Raw genomic sequence first — 18,217 nt, 5'->3', positions numbered from 1 at the left:
GAGCCGGGGGCCGTTCAGGAGGCGACAGTCTGCCACTGTCAGGAAGTATGTACCCCCCAAGTCCGGATCTCACACATCTCAGTTCTGTTGCAACCGAGCGCGCGGTTTCCGGGCGTCGCGGCCGGTGAACCGACCGTTGCGACCAGTACCACTGTCACACTGCTCAACAGTCTAACGGGAGAGTCGCCAACACAAAAGCCCGGGTCGCTCGGCGTTTCGCCGAGGTGCCTATCCTCGACCTCATGGAGCACGCCGAACCGCCCCCTGAGACCGCCCGATCGGCCGCCTTCTTCGATCTGGACAAGACCATCATCGCGCGCTCGAGCACGCTCGCTTTCTCCCGGCCGTTCTACGCCGGCGGGCTGATCAACCGGCGGGCCGTGCTACGCAGTGTGTACGCGCAGTTCGTCTACCTGCTCGGTGGCGCCGACCACGACCAGATGGAGCGGATGCGCGAGTACCTGTCGGCGATGTGCACCGGCTGGGACGTCGGAACGGTGAAGGCGATCGTCGCCGACACCCTGCACCACATCGTCACGCCGATGATCTTCGAAGAGGCCGTCGAGCTGATCGACCGGCACCACGCCGAGGGCCGGGACGTCGTGATCGTCTCGTCGTCCGGCGCCGAGGTGGTCGAGCCGATCGGGGCGATGCTCGGCGCCGACAAGGTGATCGCCACCCGGATGGTAGTTGCCGACGGCAAGTACACCGGCGTGATCGAGGAATACGCCTACGGACCGCACAAGGCGACCGCGATCCAGGCGCTGGCCGCGACCGAGGGTTACGACCTGGCCGCCAGTTACGCCTACTCCGACTCGATCACCGACGAGCCGATGCTGGCCGCGGTCGGGCACCCGTTCGCCGTCAACCCGGACAAGGCCCTGCGCCGGCTCGCGCTGTCGCGAGACTGGCCGGTGCTGGATTTCAGCGAGCCGGTGGGTCTCACCGAGCGTTCCCGGCTGAAGGATGTACGGCGTCCGGCACTGGCCGCCGGCGTGGTTGCGGGGATCGCCGCCGGGGCGTTCCTCCTCGCATCCAGGCGGCGCGGCAGACCATCGGCTGAGTAGCGCAAAAGCTGAAGTTTGCTTCATTCTTCTCAACTCCATGAACACCGCACTTCCCCTTCACAGGAAGGGATTTGAGGAGTACAAAGGAAGCACAAAGGATCTTCGGATCCGGTAGAGATTGCACGGCAACCAGGCACCCACGCGGCGACCAGCCCATCCCAACCGGGCAGCGCGACCCAGGCTAGTCCTGTGGCGGCAGACAGGTGCACGCATGGTAACCAGGTTGACGTGCCAGCGACGGCGCTCTCCCCGTGAGAGCGCCGTTGCATTTGCGTCCGCCCTGTAAGCCAATAAGACAAGACACAGTCAGCCCGCCAGCGGCGACCGCTCCGCCCCCAGGGCAACGACTTCACAGGACCGCAGCACCCAATCCCGGACCCCGACCAGACCTCGCGCTGTGTAGTCGTTGAGCGCCGGCACATAGGTTGCCGACAACTCCCAGTGACCGAGCTCCGGGACCGTGACCGCGACCGGGTCGATGCCTCGGGCAACTAAAACCGCGCGCTCCGCGGCCCGCGCGACCAGCCCGTTGGCGGTCGGGAAAGGACGCAGTACGGCGAGCTCGGCGTGCACGATCGCGGCGACCACCAGGCCCGGCGCCTTGGACGGCCGGGTCAGCGCCTTGCCCAGCGCGCTCAGCCGTTCCCACATCTCCTCCGCGGGCGGTGCCGGCGGCAGTCCGGGGATGTCGTCCGGCACTGGCTCCCGGCTGGTCCGCAAATGGCCCAGTGTCGGCTCCGGCCCCAGGTCGGCCCCGGCCAGCTGGTGCAGTCTGGTCCAGACCTGCACCGGCGCGGTGTCCACCTGCGGTGCGAGCCGCATCAGCTCACCGGTGATCCGGACCGCTCCGGTGACCAGCGGGTCCGCACTGCCCGCCCGCGCCTCCTCCAGCGTCGCCGTACTGCCAGCCAGCGCGGCCGACGCGTGCGCGCCCCGCAGCAACGCCTCGGCGGTCATGTCCGCGCCCACCTTGCGCAGCCCCCTGTCCCGGAGCAGTACGTCGACCGCATCCCGCGCCGCGCGTGCCGCCGAGCCCACCCCCTCCAGACCAGCGAGTGGCTCGAACACATCTGTTGTCATACGTGCAGCCTAGGATGACTTGGCATGGCGCTCGGTACCGTCCCCAAGTTCAGCATCGTGGTCCCCTGCCATGCCTCCCGGGCGTGGCTGCGGCCCTGCTTGGACTCGGTGCTCAGCCAGTCCTTCACCGATTTCGAGGTGCTCGGTGTCGACGACGCGGACGCCGACGGCTCCGGCCGGATCCTGGACGAGTATGCCGCCGCCGATCCGCGGGTGCGGGTGCTGCACCTGGAGGAGAACGTCGGGCTCGGTCCGGCCCGGAATGCCGGGCTGAAAGAGTGCCGCGGCGAGTACGTGCTGTTCCTGGACGCCGACGACCTGTACCTGCCCGGTTCGCTGGCCGCGATCGCCCGCCGGATCGACGACACCGGGCAGCCGGACATCGTGATGTTCGACTACGAGCGGATCTTCTGGGACGGCCGGCTGGTCGGCAACCAGCGGCACGACGCGTTCGCCCGGGAGGGCGCCGGGGTGTTCACCGCGGCGGAGCGGCCGATCTTCCTCACCTTCCTGGAGGTGGTCTGGAACAAGGCCTGCCGGCGCGACTTCCTCACCCGGCACGGTTTCGCCTTCACCGCCGGTTTCTACGAGGACGCGCCCTGGACGTACTCCACGATGCTGACCGCGGAGCGGATCGCCACCCTGGACCGCGTGGTGGTGCACTACCGCCAGCACCGCACCGGTGGCAACATCCACGCCACCAGCGGCCGCCGGCAGTGGGACATCTTCGACCAGTACGACCGGGTGCACGCGTTCATCCAGTCCGATCCGGAGCTGGCCGGCTGGCGCCGGTTCGCGTTCGACCGATCGCTCGACCACATCCTCGCCGTACTGGCCAAGCCGGAGCGGATCGCTCCTGAGGACCGCGCCGACTTCTTCCATGCGGCTCATGCGTTCGCCAAGCGGTGGAAGCCCGAGGACTACACGATCGACCGCAGCAGGCGCGGGTTCCGGCGCTGGCAGCTGATCTACGACGACTACGCGACGTACTCGACGCTCAAGGTGACCGGGAAGATGCTGCAGATCCCGAGTCCGCGCAAGACCGCCGACAAGCTGCTGCACCGCGCCAAGCTCGACCCGAACCTCGCCGTGTACGCCGCCTGCCGCTGCACCCGGTATGCGTGCAACCCGCGGGCGATCTACGAGAAGGCGGCCGAGCTGGCGCCACAGGTCCGCGGGGTCTGGGTGATCGAGGCAGAGCACCTGGCAGACATCCCGGAGGGCGTCGAGTACGTCGTCGCGGGATCACCGGCGTACCAGAAGCTGCTCGCCAAGGGGACGTACTTCGTTAACAACGCGGACTGGCCGAAGGACGTGCAGAAGCGCTCCGGACAGGTCCATCTGCAGACTCAGCACGGCACACCGCTCAAGAAGCTGACCACCCGGCCGGACTTCCATCAGGTGGACCACTGGGACTTCAACCTCTCCTCGAACCGGTACTCCTCCGAGATCTGGGAGCGCACCTACCCGTCGTACTTCGAAGAGCTCGAGTACGGGTACCCGCGCAACGACCGGCTGCTGACGGCGACGCTGGAGGACGTGCGGGCGGTCAGGGCGTCGCTCGGGCTGAACGACTCACAGCTGGTGCTGCTGGACGCGCGTGAGGAGTCACACTTCGACCTGGGTCGGCTGGACGAGGCAGTGGTACTCGACGTGAACTCGGGGCCGCGTGTTGACGACCTGATGCTGGCGGCCGACGTACTGATCGCGGACTACTCCCCTCTGGCCTTCGACTACGCGAACCTGGACCGTCCGATCGTGCTGCTGATCGACGGACCGCCTCGGGACGCCTACTTCGATCTCACCGAGTTCCCGCCCGGCGTGGTCGCCCGGTCGGCGGAGGAGCTGGTCAGTGCCTTCCGCAGTGGTGCTTTCGCTGCTCCAGAGGCCGCCAAACACCGGCAGCTGTTCCGGGAGCGCTTCTGCGAGTACGACGACGGCCGGGCCGGCGAGCGCGTCGTACGGCGGGTGTTCCTGGGCGAGGACGACGTACCGGCGATCACTCCGCTGGCTGAGCGGTCGCCAGCGCCGTCGGCGTACTGGAGCCACCGTCATGCATAATGGCTGACATGACGCGACGACGACAGACTGCCTGAACACCTCAGCCTCCCTGTTCACGTCTGTCGTTTTTGAAGGACTTCTCATGTCCGTTGTGTCGTCTGTGCTGTCCACCAGACTGTCCGATGCCTCCACCACCGCCTTCGGTGTCACGCTCGATCCGGAGCTGCGGTCGGCGACCAAACCTGAGTTCGGCCACTACCAGACCAATCTGGCGCTGCGGCTCGGCAACCAGCTCAGCCTGCCGCCGCGGGAGGTTGCCACGCGCCTCGTCGCTGCACTGAAGGTCGACGACCTGTGCGAGACCCCTGCGATCGCAGGACCCGGTTTCGTCAACCTGACCTTGCGGTCCGACGTGCTGGCAACCGCAGTAAACGCTCGTACGGCGTTCGCGCCGCGGGGTGAACGGGTCGTCGTGGACTACTCGCAGCCGAACGTGGCGAAGCAGATGCACGTCGGTCATCTGCGGTCGACCGTGATCGGGGACGCGGTTTGCAACGTGCTGCAGTACGTTGGCTACAAGGTGGTTCGGCAGAACCACGTCGGCGACTGGGGGACGCAGTACGGGATGATGATCGAGCAGCTGCTCGAAGAGAGTCTGGACCCGGAAACGCTTGATTTACAGGGGTTGCAGGAGCTGTACGAGCGGAGTCGGCGGCACTTCGACAGTGACGGTGACTTCGCCGATCTGTCCCGGCTGCGGGTCGTTGCGCTGCAGACCGGTGATCCGGCGACGCGGGCGAGCTGGCAGCGGATGGTGGACGTCAGCCTGGCCGACTTCGAGCAGGTGTACGCACGGCTCGGCTCGGCGCTCACCCGGGAGGATGTGGTCGGCGAGAGCGCGTACAACGACGACCTGCCGGTGATTGTGGACGAGCTGGAGCGGGACGGTCTGTTGACCGAGTCCGAGGGTGCGTCCTGCGCGTTCCTGCCGGGGTTTGTCGGCCGCGATGGTCAGCCGCTGCCGGTGATCGTGCGGAAGTCCGACGGCGGGTTCGGGTACAGCGCAACCGACCTGGCTGCTATCCGGCATCGGGTGAAGACGCTGCAGGCCAAGCGGATCGTGTATGTCGTCGACCACCGGCAGGCGCTGCATTTCGACATGATCTTCACGCTGGCGCGGGCCGCCGGGTGGTTGCCGCCGACAACGACCTCCGAGCATGTCAGCTTCGGCACTGTGCTCGGTCCGGGCGGCAAGCCGTTCAAAACCAGAGCCGGTGGCACGGTCAAGCTGACGACGTTGCTGGACGAGGCGGTCGAGCGGGCGGATGCCCTGCTGGCCGACCGGACCGGTATCGACCGCGCCGCAACCGCAGTGGCCGTTGGCATCGGTGCGGTGAAGTACGCCGACCTGTCCAGCGACCGGGGCAATGACTACGTGTTCGACCTGGACCGGATGGTCGCCATGACCGGTAATACCGGCCCCTACCTGCAGTACGCGCACGCACGGCTGTGTCGGCTGCTCTCCAAAGCCGGTGCGACCGGTGGCGCCGTGACACTGTTGGACGACCCGGTCGAACAGCGGTTGGCGCTACTGCTGACTGGGTTCGACGACACCGTCGTACAGGTCGCTGAGACGCTGCAGCCGCACCGGCTGTGTACCTACCTCTATGAGCTGGCTGCCGCTCTGTCTGTGTTCTACGAGCAGTGTCCGGTGCTGACCAGTGAGGGTGAGACGCGGGCGAGCCGGATCGCGTTGTGCGCGGCGACCCGGCAGGTGTTGCAGGATGGGCTAGGTCTACTAGGCATCGCGGCACCGGACGCGATGTGACTGTCTGAAGGGGGTTGTCGATGCTGCCGTGGTCGATCGACTGGGCGGGAAGACTGGAACAGAAGACGTACGACAGTGCGTTGCTGCGGGGGAACCCGCTGGGCGACCCGCACGAGCGTCCCGTGCTGGTCTACCTGCCACCCGGGTACGACGAGTCCGACCAGCGCTACCCGGTCGTCTACGTGACGATGGGCTACACCGGTCATCTCGGCATGTTCTTCAACCGCATGGCCTTCCGACAGCCGTACCCGGAGCTGCTGGACGCGATGTTCGCGGCCGGCGACGTACCGCCTGCCATCGTGGTGTTCGTCGACACCTGGACCCGGTTGGGCGGCAGTCAGAGCCTCGACTCGCCCGGCGCCGGCCAGTACCTGTCCTACGTGTGCGACGAGATCGTGCCGTGGGTGGACGCGTCGTACCGGACCATCGCGGACCGCGACCACCGGGCGATGACTGGTAAGTCCAGTGGCGGCTACACCGCCATGGTGATGCCCTTGATGCGACCGGACGTTTTCGGCGCCCTGGCGACGCACGCGGGTGATGCGAGCTTCGAGCTCAGCTACCGCAGCGACTTCCCCAGAATCGCCCGCATTCTGCGGGACAAGTACGACAGCGACATCCAGAACTTCTTGAAGGACGCCGCTGGGCGAGCAGGCCGGCTGCAGAACGAGGACATCGAGCTCTACGAGATCTATGGCGTCTCCTCGGCGTTTTCGGCCGAGCCGGACGGGACTGTGCTGCTGCCGTTCGACGACCTCGGCGAGGTGATCCCTGAGGTCTGGGAGCGCTGGCTGGCACTGGACCCGGTCGAGATGCTCAAACAGCCCCAGTACGCCGACGCGGCGCGCTCGCTGCGAGCCATCTGGATCGACGCCGGCCGCAGCGACGAGTACTACCTCGACCTGGGTGCGACTGCGTTCCACCGCGGCCTGCAGGCGATCGGAGTACCGGACGAGAAGGTGCACTTCGAGCTGTTCGACGGCAAACACGGCCTCATCGAGTACCGCTACCCCCTAGCCGTCCGCTGGCTCTGCGAGCAGTTCCAGTGACCTGGCCCGAGGGGATCGTCGCCCGGCCGATCACCCCGGGCGACGTACAAGCCTGGGCCGACCTGCTCGCCGCACGTGAGCTGGTCGACCAGGGCGGCGAAAACTACGAGGCTGCCGACCTCCTGGAGGAGCTGGCAGATCCACACCTCGACACCGAGCAGGCGACGATCGGCCTGTGGTCCGGCGAGCAGATGGTCGGCTACGCCAAGCTCCACCCACGTACGTCGGTCGTCGACGTGGACCGGGTCGACGCCGAGGGCACTGTGCATCCGGAGTGGCGTCGGCGCGGTGTCGGTGCTGCTCTGATGCGTTGGACCATCCGGGGTGCGGGTGAGCAGCACGCTGCGACCTTTCCGGACTACCCCGGTGAGGTTCGGGCCAGTGCGAAGAGCACGCACGACGGCACGATCGCCATGCTGCGCGGACTGGGCTTCGAGGAGGCTCGCTACTTCTATGACATGAAGCGTGAGCTCGACGAACCGGTCCGGGCTCTGGAGACACCGGACGGCCTTCGGCTGGCGCCATTCGATCCGACCATCGACGAGGCGCTCCGGGTGGCGCATAACGAGGCGTTTCGGGACCACTGGGCTGCACTGCCGCGTGATCCCGAGTCCTGGAAGACCCATGTCACCGGGTCGCGGTCGTTCCGGCCGGAGGTGTCGTATGTGGTGCTGGACGGTGACACGGTGGCGGCTTATGCGCTCGGCTACGAATGGGCCGCTGACACCGAGGCGACAGGCGTACGGGAGGTGTATGTCGGTCAGGTCGGCACTCGGCGCGAGTACCGCGGACGTGGGTTGGCCCGGGCCGCCCTGGCGAAGGTACTCGCCGAGGGCGCCCGGGCCGGCTACCAGCGGGCTTCCTTAGGTGTGGACGCCGACAACCCCACTGGTGCCCTCGGTCTCTACGAGAGTCTTGGCTTCAGCGTCCACAGCAAGTGGATCACCTTCCGCCGGGCCCTGTGAGCGGCGGAACCAGCTCCATGGCTTCACGCTGATCACGATCATCGCGAGGCTCAGTACGGCGTATACGACCGCGCCGATGAACGCTGCGTGGACGCCGTCGGTCAGTACGGCGCGGGGCGTCGTACCGGCGGAGTTGCGGCTCGCCGTACCGAAGACTGTGACGAGGATGCCGAGGCCGAGTGCGCCGCCGACCTGCTGGACGACGTTGAGCAGACCGGATGCGGCTCCGGAGTCTTCCGGTGCCACGTTGGCGATGGCCCGGCCGACCAGCGGAATGAAGAGCATGCCGGCGCCGAGACCGAAGACCACCATCGGTCCGACCACGTTGGCGAGGTAGGTGCTGGACGCGTCCAGCTGAGTCAGCCACACCGTCCCGATCGTGATCAGCAGCGAGCCGACCAGCATCAGCCGCGAGCCGTCGATCCGGTTGAGCACCCGCGGCACGAAACGCGACGCGGCGAAGAGCAGGCCGGTCATCGGCAGGAACGCCAGCCCGGCAGCCAGCGGGCTCAGCTCGAGCACGCCCTGCAGGAACTGGGTCAGGAAGAAGAACATCCCGAACATCGTGCCGACCACCAACAGCATGGTCAGGTACGACGCCGAGCGGGATGCGTTCCGGAAGAGCCGCAGCGGGACGATCGGGTGGCTGACGCGACGCTCGATCAGTACGAACGCCACCAGCAGCACCACACCGACGCTGAACGCGGCGATCACCTCAGCCGCGGTCCAGCCGATGTCGGCGACGCGGATGAACCCGTAGACGACTGCCGTGATGCCGACTGTCGACGTGACCGCACCGGCGATGTCGAACCGGCCGGTCTCCCGCTCGGTCTCGGTCAGCACCTTGCGGGCCGCGATGATCAGACCGATCCCGATCGGGACGTTGATGATGAGGCCCCAGCGCCAGGACGCCCAGTCGGTCAGCATGCCGCCGAGGACCAGGCCGACACTGCCACCGCCGGACGAGACCAGGCTGTAGTAGCCGAGCGCCTTCATCCGCTCGGGTCCTTCGCGGTAGGTGAGCATCATCAGGGTCAGCGCGGCCGGTGCTGCGATGGCGCCACCGACGCCCTGCAGGACCCGGGCGGTGAGGAGGAGCTCGGCGTTCGGGGCGAGGCCACCGAGCAGTGAAGCGAGTGTGAAGAGACTGACACCGGTGATGAAGACGCGGCGGCGGCCGAGCAGGTCGCCGGCGCGGGCACCGAGCAGCAACAGACCGCCAAAGGCCAGGGCGTAGGCGTTCTGCACCCACGACAGGCTGGACGGACTGAAATCGAGAGCGTGCTGGATCTCCGGCATGGCGATGTTCACCACGGTCGCATCCAGGATCACCATCAGCTGGGTGACCAGGATGACCGCGAGAACAACCCCGGGCCGCCGGGTGGTCGTGCCTGACATAGTGCTCCTTACCCCGGAGGGGTTACAGTTGAGGGAGGAAGTGGAGCGTTCCTCCGGTTTACGATACGGAGGCATCCTCCGCTTTGCAAGCGATATTCTCTGCGGACTTCTGGAGGGAGGTTCGATGGCATCGACACCGCTGCCCTGCACGCGGCCGACTCGCGCGGATGCGGCCCGGAACTACGACCTACTGGTGACGGCCGCCCGGCAGGCGTTCGCGGAGCACGGGACCGACACGTCACTGGAGGAGATCGCTCGCCGCGCCGGGGTCGGCATCGGCACCCTCTACCGGCGCTTCCCGAATCGGACCGCGCTGCTCGAGGCCGTGTACGTCGAAGAGATCCAGTCGGTCATCGATCGCGCCTACGACTTCGACCGGGAGCTGCCGCCGTTCGAGGCGCTCGCAGCCTGGCTGCGCAGTTTCGTCGGGTACGGCATCTCCAAGAAGACCCTGGCCGTCGAGCTGATGGATGCCCTGGGCAAGGACTCGGCGTTCTTCAAGGCCTGTAAGACGAACGTCCGGGAGGCGGGCGATCTACTGCTGTCCAAAGCGAAGGCCAGCGGCGATGTCCGGGCCGAGCTCGAGCTGGACGACGTCATGCGCCTGGTCGGTGGGATCAACATGGCCCGCGACACGGAGCCGGAGCAGGCGATGCGGCTGCTCGACATCGTCCTGTGCGGCCTCAGGCCTGCCGGCTCCGGACCTCGGCCAGCGACGGACTCGCAGCATCCCGCCCGGTGAAGCTCGGCTCGGCGACCGGCCAGGGGATCGCCAGCTCCGGATCGAACGGGTTCACCGCGATCCGCTCCGGTGACCACGGCTCGTTCACGAGGAAGTTGTAGACCGTGTGCGGCGCGATCGTGCAGAACGAGTTCCCGAGACCACGCGGGACGTACAGCGCGTCCCCGGGCCCGAGCTCGAACGTCTCGACCTGCCCGGTGGGCAGCTCCACGATCGCCACGAACACCCGGCCGGACGACGGCGACAGGTACTTGTCCCACGGCTCCGCGTGGATCCCGCGCAGGATTCCGGCCCGCTCGAAGTACGTGACGTTGTGCTGGACGACGTCGTACGGCGGTATCCCGGCGGCGGTGAGTTTCTCCCGGTGGAAGCTCTCCTCGAACCAGCCGTCGGCGTTCGGCTGCAGATCGAGCTCGATCCGCAACAGGCCCTCGATCGACGTCTCGTGCACCTTCATCGGCGGACCTGCCGTCGCGCCTCCAGCTGAGCCTGGTCGGCCGCGCTCAAACCGGCCTGCCAGCCGGCGCCGTTGGTGATCCGCGTCCGCCGGGTCCTGGTGTTCGGGAAGAGCTTGGTGAACAAGGCCTCCACCTGCTCCTCGCGACGCGTCAGCACCGGCAGCAACCGATCCGCATCCACGGCCGGTACGGCGGCCTGGGTCGCCTCGGTCGCGGCCTGCAGCCGCTCGCCGATCCGCTGCGCGTAAGCCATCAGGAACGACTGCCGGAACGACCTGGTCCGGGATTCGCCGTACCGGCCGATGTGTTTGCCGGAGGCGATCATTGCCCGATTCGCCTGCACCAGCAGGGAGGTGGCAAGGATCTCGGTGAGCTGCAGATCGAGGTCGGCACCGATCACGGTGACCACGGCGAGCTGCTCGATCATGACTGTGCGGCAACGGTTCGCCGTGGCGACCGAGCCGACCAGCTGCGCCTTGGCCGACACGTACGGCGTGTCCAGCCAGATCCGGCGGGCGGCCGAGTCGTCCGGGATCTCGACCGCGGGATCCGCCTCGACCAGCGCCCGGTCCAGCGCGAACTTGGCCATCAGCTCCTGCGCCTTGCCGGACAACGCCTCCGCCTCGTCCGGGAACTCGGTCGCCTCCGCCTTCGCGAGCAGGCTGCGGATCCGCGAGAGCATCTTCGCGTTCGCCGGCACCGCGGGCCGGTCGCCGGAGGTTCGCCGGACCGTCGTTCCTGGTGCTGGGAACAGCCGGGCCAGCGGCGGCAACGACTGCAGGAAGCCTGCCAGCGCGAGCGCATGGCGTAGCGCGAGGTAGCGCCCGATGCGCTGACCGGTGGCCCAGGCAGTGAGGTCGAGAGTTGTGTACGGCGGCGCGATGCCGAGGTCGATGAGTTGGTCGAGCCAGCGCGGATCAACCATGTCCTCGCGGTAGCTGCGGTGTTCGGTGGCGATCGCGGCCAGAAGGAGTGGCTCGACACCGGTGTCGAACTCGCGACGGCCGTGCTGGACAACGTCGGCCGGCGTCCAGCCACGCTCCCAGGTGGTCCGCAGCAGGCCGCTCAGGAAGCTGTGCAGGACGCGATCCACCTGCCCCTGGTCGCGTTCGTCGTACGCCCCCAGGCGGGCCAGCTCGTGGTCGGCCCGATCGTCGCGCAAGGCAACGATCGCGGCCGCCATCGGCAGCAGGTGCAGGATTTCTTCGTCACTCACGCGGTCGAGTCTGACACCGTCCGGAGCCGCACCCAAACGGATCCCTGACAGCCTGTGGATAACCTGGCGCCGGTCCGGATTCCGCGCGAAGATCTGCCCTAAAGGACCTCCGCCCCGACGGGTCCAGGAACTTAGCCTGGCGATATCACAAAGGGGGAGGAATGCAATGACTCAGCTTGCGGAGTTCAGCATCAGCGGAACGGTGCTGACACCTGGACAGGACGGGTACGACGACGCGCGGCGACTGTGGAACGCGCAGCACGACCGGCGGCCGGCGGTGATCGCTCAGGTGCAGAGCGCCGAGGACGTCGCGACCGCCGTCCGGTACGGAGTGGCGAACGGGCTGGAGATCGCAGTGCGCGGCGGAGCGCACAGTGTCGCCGGAACGTCGTCGGTCGACGACGGTCTGATGATCGACCTGAGCGCTCTGAACGCAGTGACGGTCGACGCCGAGGCTCGTCGGGCCCGCGTCGGTGGCGGTGCGCTGCTGAGCGATCTGGACGCTGCCACCCAGGCCCACGGCCTCGCCGTACCGGCCGGAATGATCAGCCACACCGGAGTGGGCGGTCTGACGCTCGGTGGCGGCATGGGGTGGCTGACTCGCAAGTACGGGCTCACCATCGACAACCTGGAGTCCGTGCAGATCGTGACGGCCGACGGCAGCATTCTGCGCGCTGCCGAGGACGAGAACCCGGATCTGTTCTGGGGCGTCCGCGGTGGTGGCGGAAACTTCGGAGTGGTCACCGAGTTCGAGTTCCGGTTGCACGAGGCCGGGCCGATGATCCACTACGGCATGCTGTTCTGGACGGTCGACCAGGGCGCCGAGGTACTGCGGCTGGCCCGCGACCTCTTCCCGACGCTGTCGCCGGACGTGAACATCGTCGTGGCCGGTCTGAACGCGCCGCCCGCGCCGTTCGTCCCGGAGGCGCTGCACTTCGCACCTGGTTTCGCGCTGGTCGTTGTCGGCCTCGGTTCGCCCGAGGAGCACGCCGAGGTGCTGGACCGGCTCCGCACCGCGCTCCCGCCGGCGTTCGAGCTCGTCACGCCGATGCCGTACGTCGCACTGCAGCAGTCGCTGGACGAGCCGAACGCGTGGGGCCACTACTCGTACGAGAAGGGCTCCTACCTCGAGGAGCTGTCGGACGGCGCCATCGAGGTGATCCTGCAGGAGTTCCCGAAGAAGACCTCGCCGCTGTCGGTGGCACTGATGTACCGGCTCGACCACGCGTACTCCGCGGTGGACGACGACGCGACTGCCTTTGGTGGCAAGCGCACCGACCAGTTCGCCGTGTTCATCGTCGGGCAGGCACCGGTGCCGGAGCTGTACGAGGCCGACCAGCAGTGGGCCCGGTCGTTCTGGTCAGCACTGCAGCCGCACACAGCCGGGATCGGCAGCTACGTGAACGGGATGACGGATGCGGAGGACGACCGGATCAAGGCGACGTACGGGCTCAAGTACGAGCGGCTGCAGCAGGTGAAGGTGAAGTACGACCCGGACAACGTGTTCCACCTCAACGCAAACATCAGGCCTGCCTAGATGGACGCAGCCCCGTCGATGACCAGCACCTGACCGTTGATGTTCGTGTTGTCCAGCAACAGCATCCGGACCACGGGGACGACGTCCTCGGGTTCGGTCAGGTGACCGGTCGGAGTACGGCGGACGATCTGGTCCAGCTGGGTCTGTCCGAGCACTGCTGACATGTCGGAGGCGAAGAAACCCGGCGCTACGGCGTTGGCCAGCACGCGGCCACCCAGCTCACGAGCGAGTGAGCGGGTGGCTGCGTCCATGCCGCCCTTGGTTGCCGAGTAGGCCACGAGCCCTGGATAGCCACGCTGGGCGCAGATCGAGGTGACGTTGACGATCCGGCCCTTCAGGCCCTTGGCGAGCATCCGGCGCAGTACGAACCGGGTGAGGACCAGCGGTGCGGTCAGGTTGGTCTGGATGATGTCCTCGAGCCGCTCCGGGCTGGTGTGGACGTGCAGAGAGTCCTGACCGATCGCAGCGTTGTTCACCAGGCCGTCGACCGGGCCGAGTGTCGACTCCACGGTCTTCACAAACGCTTGTACTGCTGGGGAGTCGTTGATGTCGACAGAACCGGCGTACAGGTGGTCTGGGTACTTCGACGCGAGTGCGGTGAGCTCTGGGGTCACTGTGCGGGCGAACGCGGCCACCTTGATCCCTGCGGCGAGCAGGTCGGTGACAATCGCCAGACCGAGGCCGCGGGAACCACCCGAGACCAGCACGACCGACGCGGGCGGTACGGACTCAGACATCGCTCTTCAGCGTCTCCTTCTGCGGAATCTCGTCCAGGAACTTGATCCGCCGCGGTACGCCGTAGTCCGGCAGGCGGCTCGAGCACCACTGCACCAGGTCGGCGTCGGTGATCGGACCGAGCGACTGGTTCGACACCACCTCGGCTGCGACCATCCGGCCGACCAGTGGGGCCTTGCGGGCGAACACCCGGGCCCAGGAGACACCTGGGTGCCCCATGAGCACGTTGCGGACCACTCCGGCCGACACCTTCGAGCCACCGACGTTGATCTCGTCGGTGTCGAGACGCCCGGTGATGAGCACCCGGTCACCGTCGTACTCGATCCGGTCGCCGGTATGCACCGCACCGACCAGTCCGGCGCCGTGGTGCGGTGAGCGGATCACCAGCTCGTCGCCTTCCACTGACAGCATCGGGCGGTCGGGATCGGGCGTGCGCTGCAGCCACTCGCGCGGGAAGCCGGCCTTGCCGTCGTGCACCACGATCGAGGCGCCGACCTCGGAGGACGCATAGATCCAGGAGATCCGGGCCTTGGGGAAGAGGTCGCGCAACTGGTCGAGGATCGGCTGGTCGACCGGCTCACCGCCGAGCGTGATCTGCTCCAGCGGTACGGCGGCCAGCGCCTCGGAGTCGCGGTAGATCGCCTGCCGCCAGAAGGTCGGCGTACCGGAAGCTGCTGTGACGCCGTGCTGGGCTGCCGTCAGAGGCCAGTCCTCCAGCTCGTGTGGCTCGATCACCACAAGGCCCTGGTCCTGCTGGGTCAAAGAGATCGTGACGACCTGCCACCAGGCGTACGTGCCGGGCGAGTAGGGCAGCAGCCAGGTGCGAGGCGGCTGGTCGGCGGTCACAGTGGTGAGTGACTCGAGCGTGTGACCGATGCGCTTCGGGCGGCCGGTCGAACCAGAGGTGAGCAGCCAGGCGCGGCCTGACTCCTCCACCCGCTTCAGCCGAGCCGGAGTGACGTCACCGCCGGGCAGAACGATCGAGAAGCCACTCTCACCGAGCTCTTCGCGCATGTACTCGTCGACACGTGAGCTGGTGGCGACCAGGAGCTCAGTGCCGTGCACTGCATGGTGTCTGAGCGCCGCTAGCGCGTCAGCGCCGTTGTCGACGAGCACTGCGGCCGGGGAGGGCAGTTGTGGAAGCTTGTGCAGCGTCCGCCAGGTCAGGCTCTTGCCGGCGACGACCACGGTGTTGTCGTCACCGATCAGTGCGGTGGTCCGGCGCCGCGTAGTCACGCCGTCTGGAGTTGTTCGATGAAGTCCAGTACGTCGCCGACGGTGGCGATCCGGCGCAGCCCGGGGGCATCGAAGTTCAGCTCGTCCCCCAGCTCGTCCTCCACCCGGAGGGCGAGCTCGGAGAAGTCCAGCGACCGGAATCCGATCGTGCGCAGCTCGGCACCGTCGTCGGCCGGTAACGACCTGCCCTGTGCGGTCATCACCTCACCCATCAACTCCCGGACCCTGTCCCGCGCGACCGAACTCATGACCCCAGAGCCTAGCCGCTCGCGTCGGAGCCGCCGAGGGGGTCATGTCGGATCCGCGGGCTGGCGGCGGAGGGCTGCTTTGAGCCGCTTCATCCGGCTGGAGATCTCCCAGCCGATCAGCGCGATCAGTGGGCTCGCGGCCGCGATCGCGGCGAGCAGAACCTCCTCGACCGGCAGGCCGGCGATGTGGAGGGCGACCATGGGACCTCCCGGATGCTGCGAGACCTGGGAGGTTACTGAGTGTAAAGGGGATCGTGCCGGTGGTAAACGGCTCGGAGCTGCCTTGGCATGCCTAGACTCTCCGGGTGACTGCAGCTGGCGAGGGGGACCCGAAGACCGCATCAGAGGCGGTCACGCAGGAGCTGGCGGCTGTTCCGGCTGTTCCGGCCGGTGACAAGGGCAAGGCCGATGCCCCGAAGGACAAGCCCGAGGGCACACCTGAGGCTCCTGCGAAGAAGAAGCGGGTCCGGCGCCAACGGGGCGAGCGGCGTTTGAGCGGCCGCGGGATGCGGGTGGCCGGGCTGGTGAGTCTGCCGGTGCTGCCGTTGGCCTGGTTCGTGGGGTTGCAGGAGCATCCGGTGTGGATGCCGATCGCGTACCTGGCGTATTTCCTCGTGGTGATCGCCATACCGGGGACGATGTTCTGGCGGCGGCTGACCGGCGGCACCGGATGGTTCGCGGTGGACGCGGTGCTCGGGACCGCGTTCGGGCTCGCCGTCGAGGCACTTGTGTACCCGATCGGGATGCTGTTCAGCATGCCGTTTGCGGCGTTGCTGATGCCCGCTCTGGCAGTCGGCATGATCCGTGCGCTCCCCCGGACCCCACGAGCCCAGCGACCGACACCATGGTGGGCGACTGCGGGTGTGATGGTCGCAGTCGGTGCAGCGGCCGCGTGGTTCGTCCGGACTGGCTCGCAGCTCATCCCACTGCACGGACCGGCCGCCCTGCGGCCGAACTCCGACGCACCCCACAACCTCGCCATTGCTGGTGAGCTGACGCACCACTTCCCCCCGAGACTCCCGTACGCCGATGGCCAGTGGCTGACCGGCCACTGGGCGGCGTACGACCACATCGCGTCGTCGCACTGGATCACGAGCATCCCCCTCGATGTACTGACGCATCGGATCGTCCCGTTCGCGTGGATCCTGCTGACGGTTGTCGGTGCAGCCGCTGTCGGCATGGTGCTGACCGGTCGCGCAGTCGCCGCACCGATCGCGGCCGGACTGACAGTGGCAGCTGGTGAACTCACCTCCTGGCCGTGGGCCGTCTCGGACCGAGTCTTCTCGGACGGGCCGTTCGCACTCGGCCAGCTGACCAATCCGCCGCAGGCGTTCTCGACTGTGCTGCTGCTGCCGCTCATCGCAGTCACCGCGCTGCTGTTGCGCCGCCAGCCCGGCCGCGCGCCTCGTGCACACGTCTTCCGGTTGCTGGTCGCGGCCGCCGTACTGATCGCTGCTCTTGCTCTCACCAAGGCGACCACACTGCCCGTGTACGGCGCTGGCCTGGCCGCTGCGTGGGTCTACCTGACTGTCCGCAGGGGCCGGCTCAACCTGCGCGGGCTGCTGCTCGGTCTGGGGGGCGCTGCGGCCTACGTGCTCACCTTCTTCGTCGTACTGCGTGGCACCGAGTCCAGCGTCCTCCTCGACCCGGGCCGCACGTTCGACTGGCTGGCTGACCGGATGGGTGGCGGCAGTGCGGTTGCTGTGATTGCGGCAGTAGTCGTCATCGGCTGGGTGATGCCTGCCGTGGGCGCTCTGCTGATCAGGAGCCGCGTACGCCGCGACCCACTACCGGCGTTCCTGGTAGTCGGTCTACTCGCCGCAGTGGCCGCCGCCTCGCTTCTGTACGACGAGGGCGGCGCACAGCTCTTCTTCGTCCGCACCGGCTTCCTGTACGGCGTTTTGCTGGCCACCTGGGGCCTTAGTTCGTTGGAACGTAAGCAGTACTGGGTTGCCGCGGTCGCGCTGCTGATCGGCGCAGCGGCGATCTACTGGGGCCGCTACCGGTCCCCTGACTCCTGCACTTCGACCAACTGCTTCGGCCAGGGACTAGCAGTCGCACTGGTGATCGCAGTGCTCGGCATCGGACTCTTCGGGCTGATTCTGCGCGGCTCCCGCCGTACCTGGGCTGTCATCGCGGTCGCCGTCCTGCTGGGGACCACGGTGTCGCCGACGCTGGTGTCGGTGCGCGAATTCGCCACGCCGTCACTGACCGAGTACGAGTCGATCGCACCGGGCGGCATCGAGGCGGCCCGCTTCATCCGCCGCAACTCCGGCTCCAACGACCGGATCGCCACCAACGTGCACTGCCACAAACCCAGCACCACCCGCTGCCTGGCCGGCTCCTACTGGATCGCCGGCTACGCCGAACGCCGCGTCCTGGTCCAGGGCTGGGCCTACCGCACCCGCGTCGACGACACCTACCCCGGCAAGCCGCAGAGCGACTACTGGGACCAGGAGAAGCTCCGACTCAACGACGAGGTCTTCGCCAACCCCACCCGCGAACTCCTCGAAACACTGCGCACCAAGTACGGCGTCCAGTGGCTCCTCCTCGACGACCGCGTCACCCAGCCCCCGAAGAACCTCGACCGCCTCACCGACCTCCGCTTCGAACTGGGCAACGTCCGCGTCTACCAGCTCTACCCACCACCCCCAGCC

The 18,217-nt window shown here is 67.5% G+C and carries 16 protein-coding genes; 8 read left to right on the top strand and 8 right to left on the bottom strand.

Annotated elements, in window-relative coordinates:
- Positions 1 to 242 precede the first annotated feature (242 nt).
- Positions 243 to 1,067: an HAD family hydrolase gene (locus E1261_RS31115; protein ID WP_132412862.1), complete on the top strand. Its 825-nt coding sequence runs from the start codon at positions 243 to 245 to the stop codon at positions 1,065 to 1,067.
- Between the two features lie 306 nt (positions 1,068 to 1,373).
- Here E1261_RS31115 and E1261_RS31110 read toward each other — a convergent pair whose 3' ends face one another.
- Positions 1,374 to 2,147: a Fic family protein gene (locus E1261_RS31110; RefSeq protein WP_132412860.1), complete on the bottom strand. Its 774-nt coding sequence runs from the start codon at positions 2,145 to 2,147 to the stop codon at positions 1,374 to 1,376.
- A 24-nt stretch (positions 2,148 to 2,171) separates the two neighbouring features.
- Between E1261_RS31110 and E1261_RS31105 the strand changes: the two genes are divergently transcribed.
- From E1261_RS31105 to E1261_RS31090, 4 genes are all read left to right on the top strand, one after another.
- Positions 2,172 to 4,208 (top strand): bifunctional glycosyltransferase/CDP-glycerol:glycerophosphate glycerophosphotransferase, encoded by a 2,037-nt coding sequence (locus E1261_RS31105; RefSeq protein ID WP_132412858.1) that lies wholly within the window; start codon positions 2,172 to 2,174, stop codon positions 4,206 to 4,208.
- Positions 4,209 to 4,290: 82 nt separating this feature from the next.
- Positions 4,291 to 5,976 (top strand): arginine--tRNA ligase, encoded by a 1,686-nt coding sequence (gene argS, locus E1261_RS31100; RefSeq protein WP_132412856.1) that lies wholly within the window; start codon positions 4,291 to 4,293, stop codon positions 5,974 to 5,976.
- A gap of 20 nt (positions 5,977 to 5,996) precedes the next feature.
- Positions 5,997 to 7,025, top strand: a complete 1,029-nt coding sequence (locus E1261_RS31095) for an alpha/beta hydrolase-fold protein (RefSeq protein ID WP_132412854.1) — start codon at positions 5,997 to 5,999, stop codon at positions 7,023 to 7,025.
- Positions 7,022 to 7,990: a GNAT family N-acetyltransferase gene (locus E1261_RS31090; protein ID WP_238176539.1), complete on the top strand. Its 969-nt coding sequence runs from the start codon at positions 7,022 to 7,024 to the stop codon at positions 7,988 to 7,990. Before E1261_RS31095 ends, E1261_RS31090 begins: the two co-directional genes overlap by 4 nt.
- Here the strand turns inward: E1261_RS31090 and E1261_RS31085 are convergent.
- Positions 7,889 to 9,388, bottom strand: coding sequence for an MFS transporter (locus E1261_RS31085; RefSeq protein ID WP_132412850.1), 1,500 nt, complete (start codon positions 9,386 to 9,388; stop codon positions 7,889 to 7,891). The two genes, E1261_RS31090 and E1261_RS31085, sit on opposite strands and share 102 nt — an antisense overlap.
- Positions 9,389 to 9,512: 124 nt before the next feature.
- Here E1261_RS31085 and E1261_RS31080 point away from each other — a divergent pair, with 124 nt between their 5' ends.
- Positions 9,513 to 10,130: a TetR/AcrR family transcriptional regulator gene (locus E1261_RS31080; RefSeq protein WP_132412848.1), complete on the top strand. Its 618-nt coding sequence runs from the start codon at positions 9,513 to 9,515 to the stop codon at positions 10,128 to 10,130.
- Here E1261_RS31080 and E1261_RS31075 read toward each other — a convergent pair.
- Together E1261_RS31075 and E1261_RS31070 are read right to left on the bottom strand one after the other, a co-directional pair.
- Entirely contained in the window at positions 10,072 to 10,587 is a 516-nt protein-coding gene (locus E1261_RS31075; protein ID WP_132412846.1) for a dTDP-4-dehydrorhamnose 3,5-epimerase family protein, read from the bottom strand. The two genes, E1261_RS31080 and E1261_RS31075, sit on opposite strands and share 59 nt — an antisense overlap.
- Complete coding sequence (locus tag E1261_RS31070) at positions 10,584 to 11,804, bottom strand: DUF2786 domain-containing protein (RefSeq protein ID WP_238176538.1); 1,221 nt, start codon at positions 11,802 to 11,804, stop codon at positions 10,584 to 10,586. Before E1261_RS31070 ends, E1261_RS31075 begins: the two co-directional genes overlap by 4 nt.
- A 166-nt stretch (positions 11,805 to 11,970) precedes the next feature.
- On the opposite strand from E1261_RS31070, the gene E1261_RS31065 reads away from it, so the two are divergent.
- Positions 11,971 to 13,341 carry an FAD-binding oxidoreductase gene (locus E1261_RS31065; RefSeq protein WP_132412844.1) on the top strand — a complete coding sequence of 457 codons (1,371 nt, stop codon included), beginning with the start codon at positions 11,971 to 11,973 and terminating at the stop codon, positions 13,339 to 13,341.
- Here E1261_RS31065 and E1261_RS31060 read toward each other — a convergent pair.
- From E1261_RS31060 to E1261_RS45505, 4 genes are read right to left on the bottom strand one after another with little or no spacing between them, the layout of a single operon-like run.
- On the bottom strand, positions 13,338 to 14,078 hold the full coding sequence (locus tag E1261_RS31060; RefSeq protein WP_132412842.1) for an SDR family NAD(P)-dependent oxidoreductase: 741 nt from the start codon (positions 14,076 to 14,078) through the stop codon (positions 13,338 to 13,340). The genes E1261_RS31065 and E1261_RS31060 overlap by 4 nt on opposite strands.
- Positions 14,071 to 15,312, bottom strand: a complete 1,242-nt coding sequence (locus tag E1261_RS31055; protein ID WP_132412840.1) for an AMP-binding protein — start codon at positions 15,310 to 15,312, stop codon at positions 14,071 to 14,073. The genes E1261_RS31060 and E1261_RS31055 overlap by 8 nt, the downstream gene beginning before the upstream one ends.
- Positions 15,309 to 15,560, bottom strand: a complete 252-nt coding sequence (locus E1261_RS31050; RefSeq protein WP_132412838.1) for an acyl carrier protein — start codon at positions 15,558 to 15,560, stop codon at positions 15,309 to 15,311. Before E1261_RS31050 ends, E1261_RS31055 begins: the two co-directional genes overlap by 4 nt.
- Before the next feature lie 42 nt (positions 15,561 to 15,602).
- Positions 15,603 to 15,761, bottom strand: coding sequence for a hypothetical protein (locus tag E1261_RS45505; protein WP_165952713.1), 159 nt, complete (start codon positions 15,759 to 15,761; stop codon positions 15,603 to 15,605).
- A 104-nt stretch (positions 15,762 to 15,865) separates the two neighbouring features.
- On the opposite strand from E1261_RS45505, the gene E1261_RS31045 reads away from it, so the two are divergent.
- The coding region (locus E1261_RS31045; protein WP_202875177.1) for a hypothetical protein at positions 15,866 to 18,217 on the top strand (2,352 nt) is incomplete at its 3' end.

The sequence above is a fragment of the Kribbella albertanoniae genome, from assembly GCF_004348455.1.
Classification (GTDB): Bacteria; Actinomycetota; Actinomycetes; order Propionibacteriales; family Kribbellaceae; genus Kribbella; species Kribbella albertanoniae.
This window is presented reverse-complemented; position numbering and strand designations above follow the sequence as displayed.

Bases quoted from the DNA above. Each gene is read 5' to 3' on its own strand.
- E1261_RS31115 (WP_132412862.1), top strand. From the start codon at position 243: ATGGAGCACGCCGAACCGCCCCCTGAGACCGCCCGATCGGCCGCCTTC.
- E1261_RS31110 (WP_132412860.1), bottom strand. From the start codon at position 2,147: ATGACAACAGATGTGTTCGAGCCACTCGCTGGTCTGGAGGGGGTGGGC.
- E1261_RS31105 (WP_132412858.1), top strand. From the start codon at position 2,172: ATGGCGCTCGGTACCGTCCCCAAGTTCAGCATCGTGGTCCCCTGCCAT.
- argS (WP_132412856.1), top strand. From the start codon at position 4,291: ATGTCCGTTGTGTCGTCTGTGCTGTCCACCAGACTGTCCGATGCCTCC.
- E1261_RS31095 (WP_132412854.1), top strand. From the start codon at position 5,997: ATGCTGCCGTGGTCGATCGACTGGGCGGGAAGACTGGAACAGAAGACG.
- E1261_RS31085 (WP_132412850.1), bottom strand. From the start codon at position 9,388: ATGTCAGGCACGACCACCCGGCGGCCCGGGGTTGTTCTCGCGGTCATC.
- E1261_RS31080 (WP_132412848.1), top strand. From the start codon at position 9,513: ATGGCATCGACACCGCTGCCCTGCACGCGGCCGACTCGCGCGGATGCG.
- E1261_RS31075 (WP_132412846.1), bottom strand. From the start codon at position 10,587: ATGAAGGTGCACGAGACGTCGATCGAGGGCCTGTTGCGGATCGAGCTC.
- E1261_RS31065 (WP_132412844.1), top strand. From the start codon at position 11,971: ATGACTCAGCTTGCGGAGTTCAGCATCAGCGGAACGGTGCTGACACCT.
- E1261_RS31060 (WP_132412842.1), bottom strand. From the start codon at position 14,078: ATGTCTGAGTCCGTACCGCCCGCGTCGGTCGTGCTGGTCTCGGGTGGT.
- E1261_RS31050 (WP_132412838.1), bottom strand. From the start codon at position 15,560: ATGAGTTCGGTCGCGCGGGACAGGGTCCGGGAGTTGATGGGTGAGGTG.
- E1261_RS45505 (WP_165952713.1), bottom strand. From the start codon at position 15,761: ATGGTCGCCCTCCACATCGCCGGCCTGCCGGTCGAGGAGGTTCTGCTC.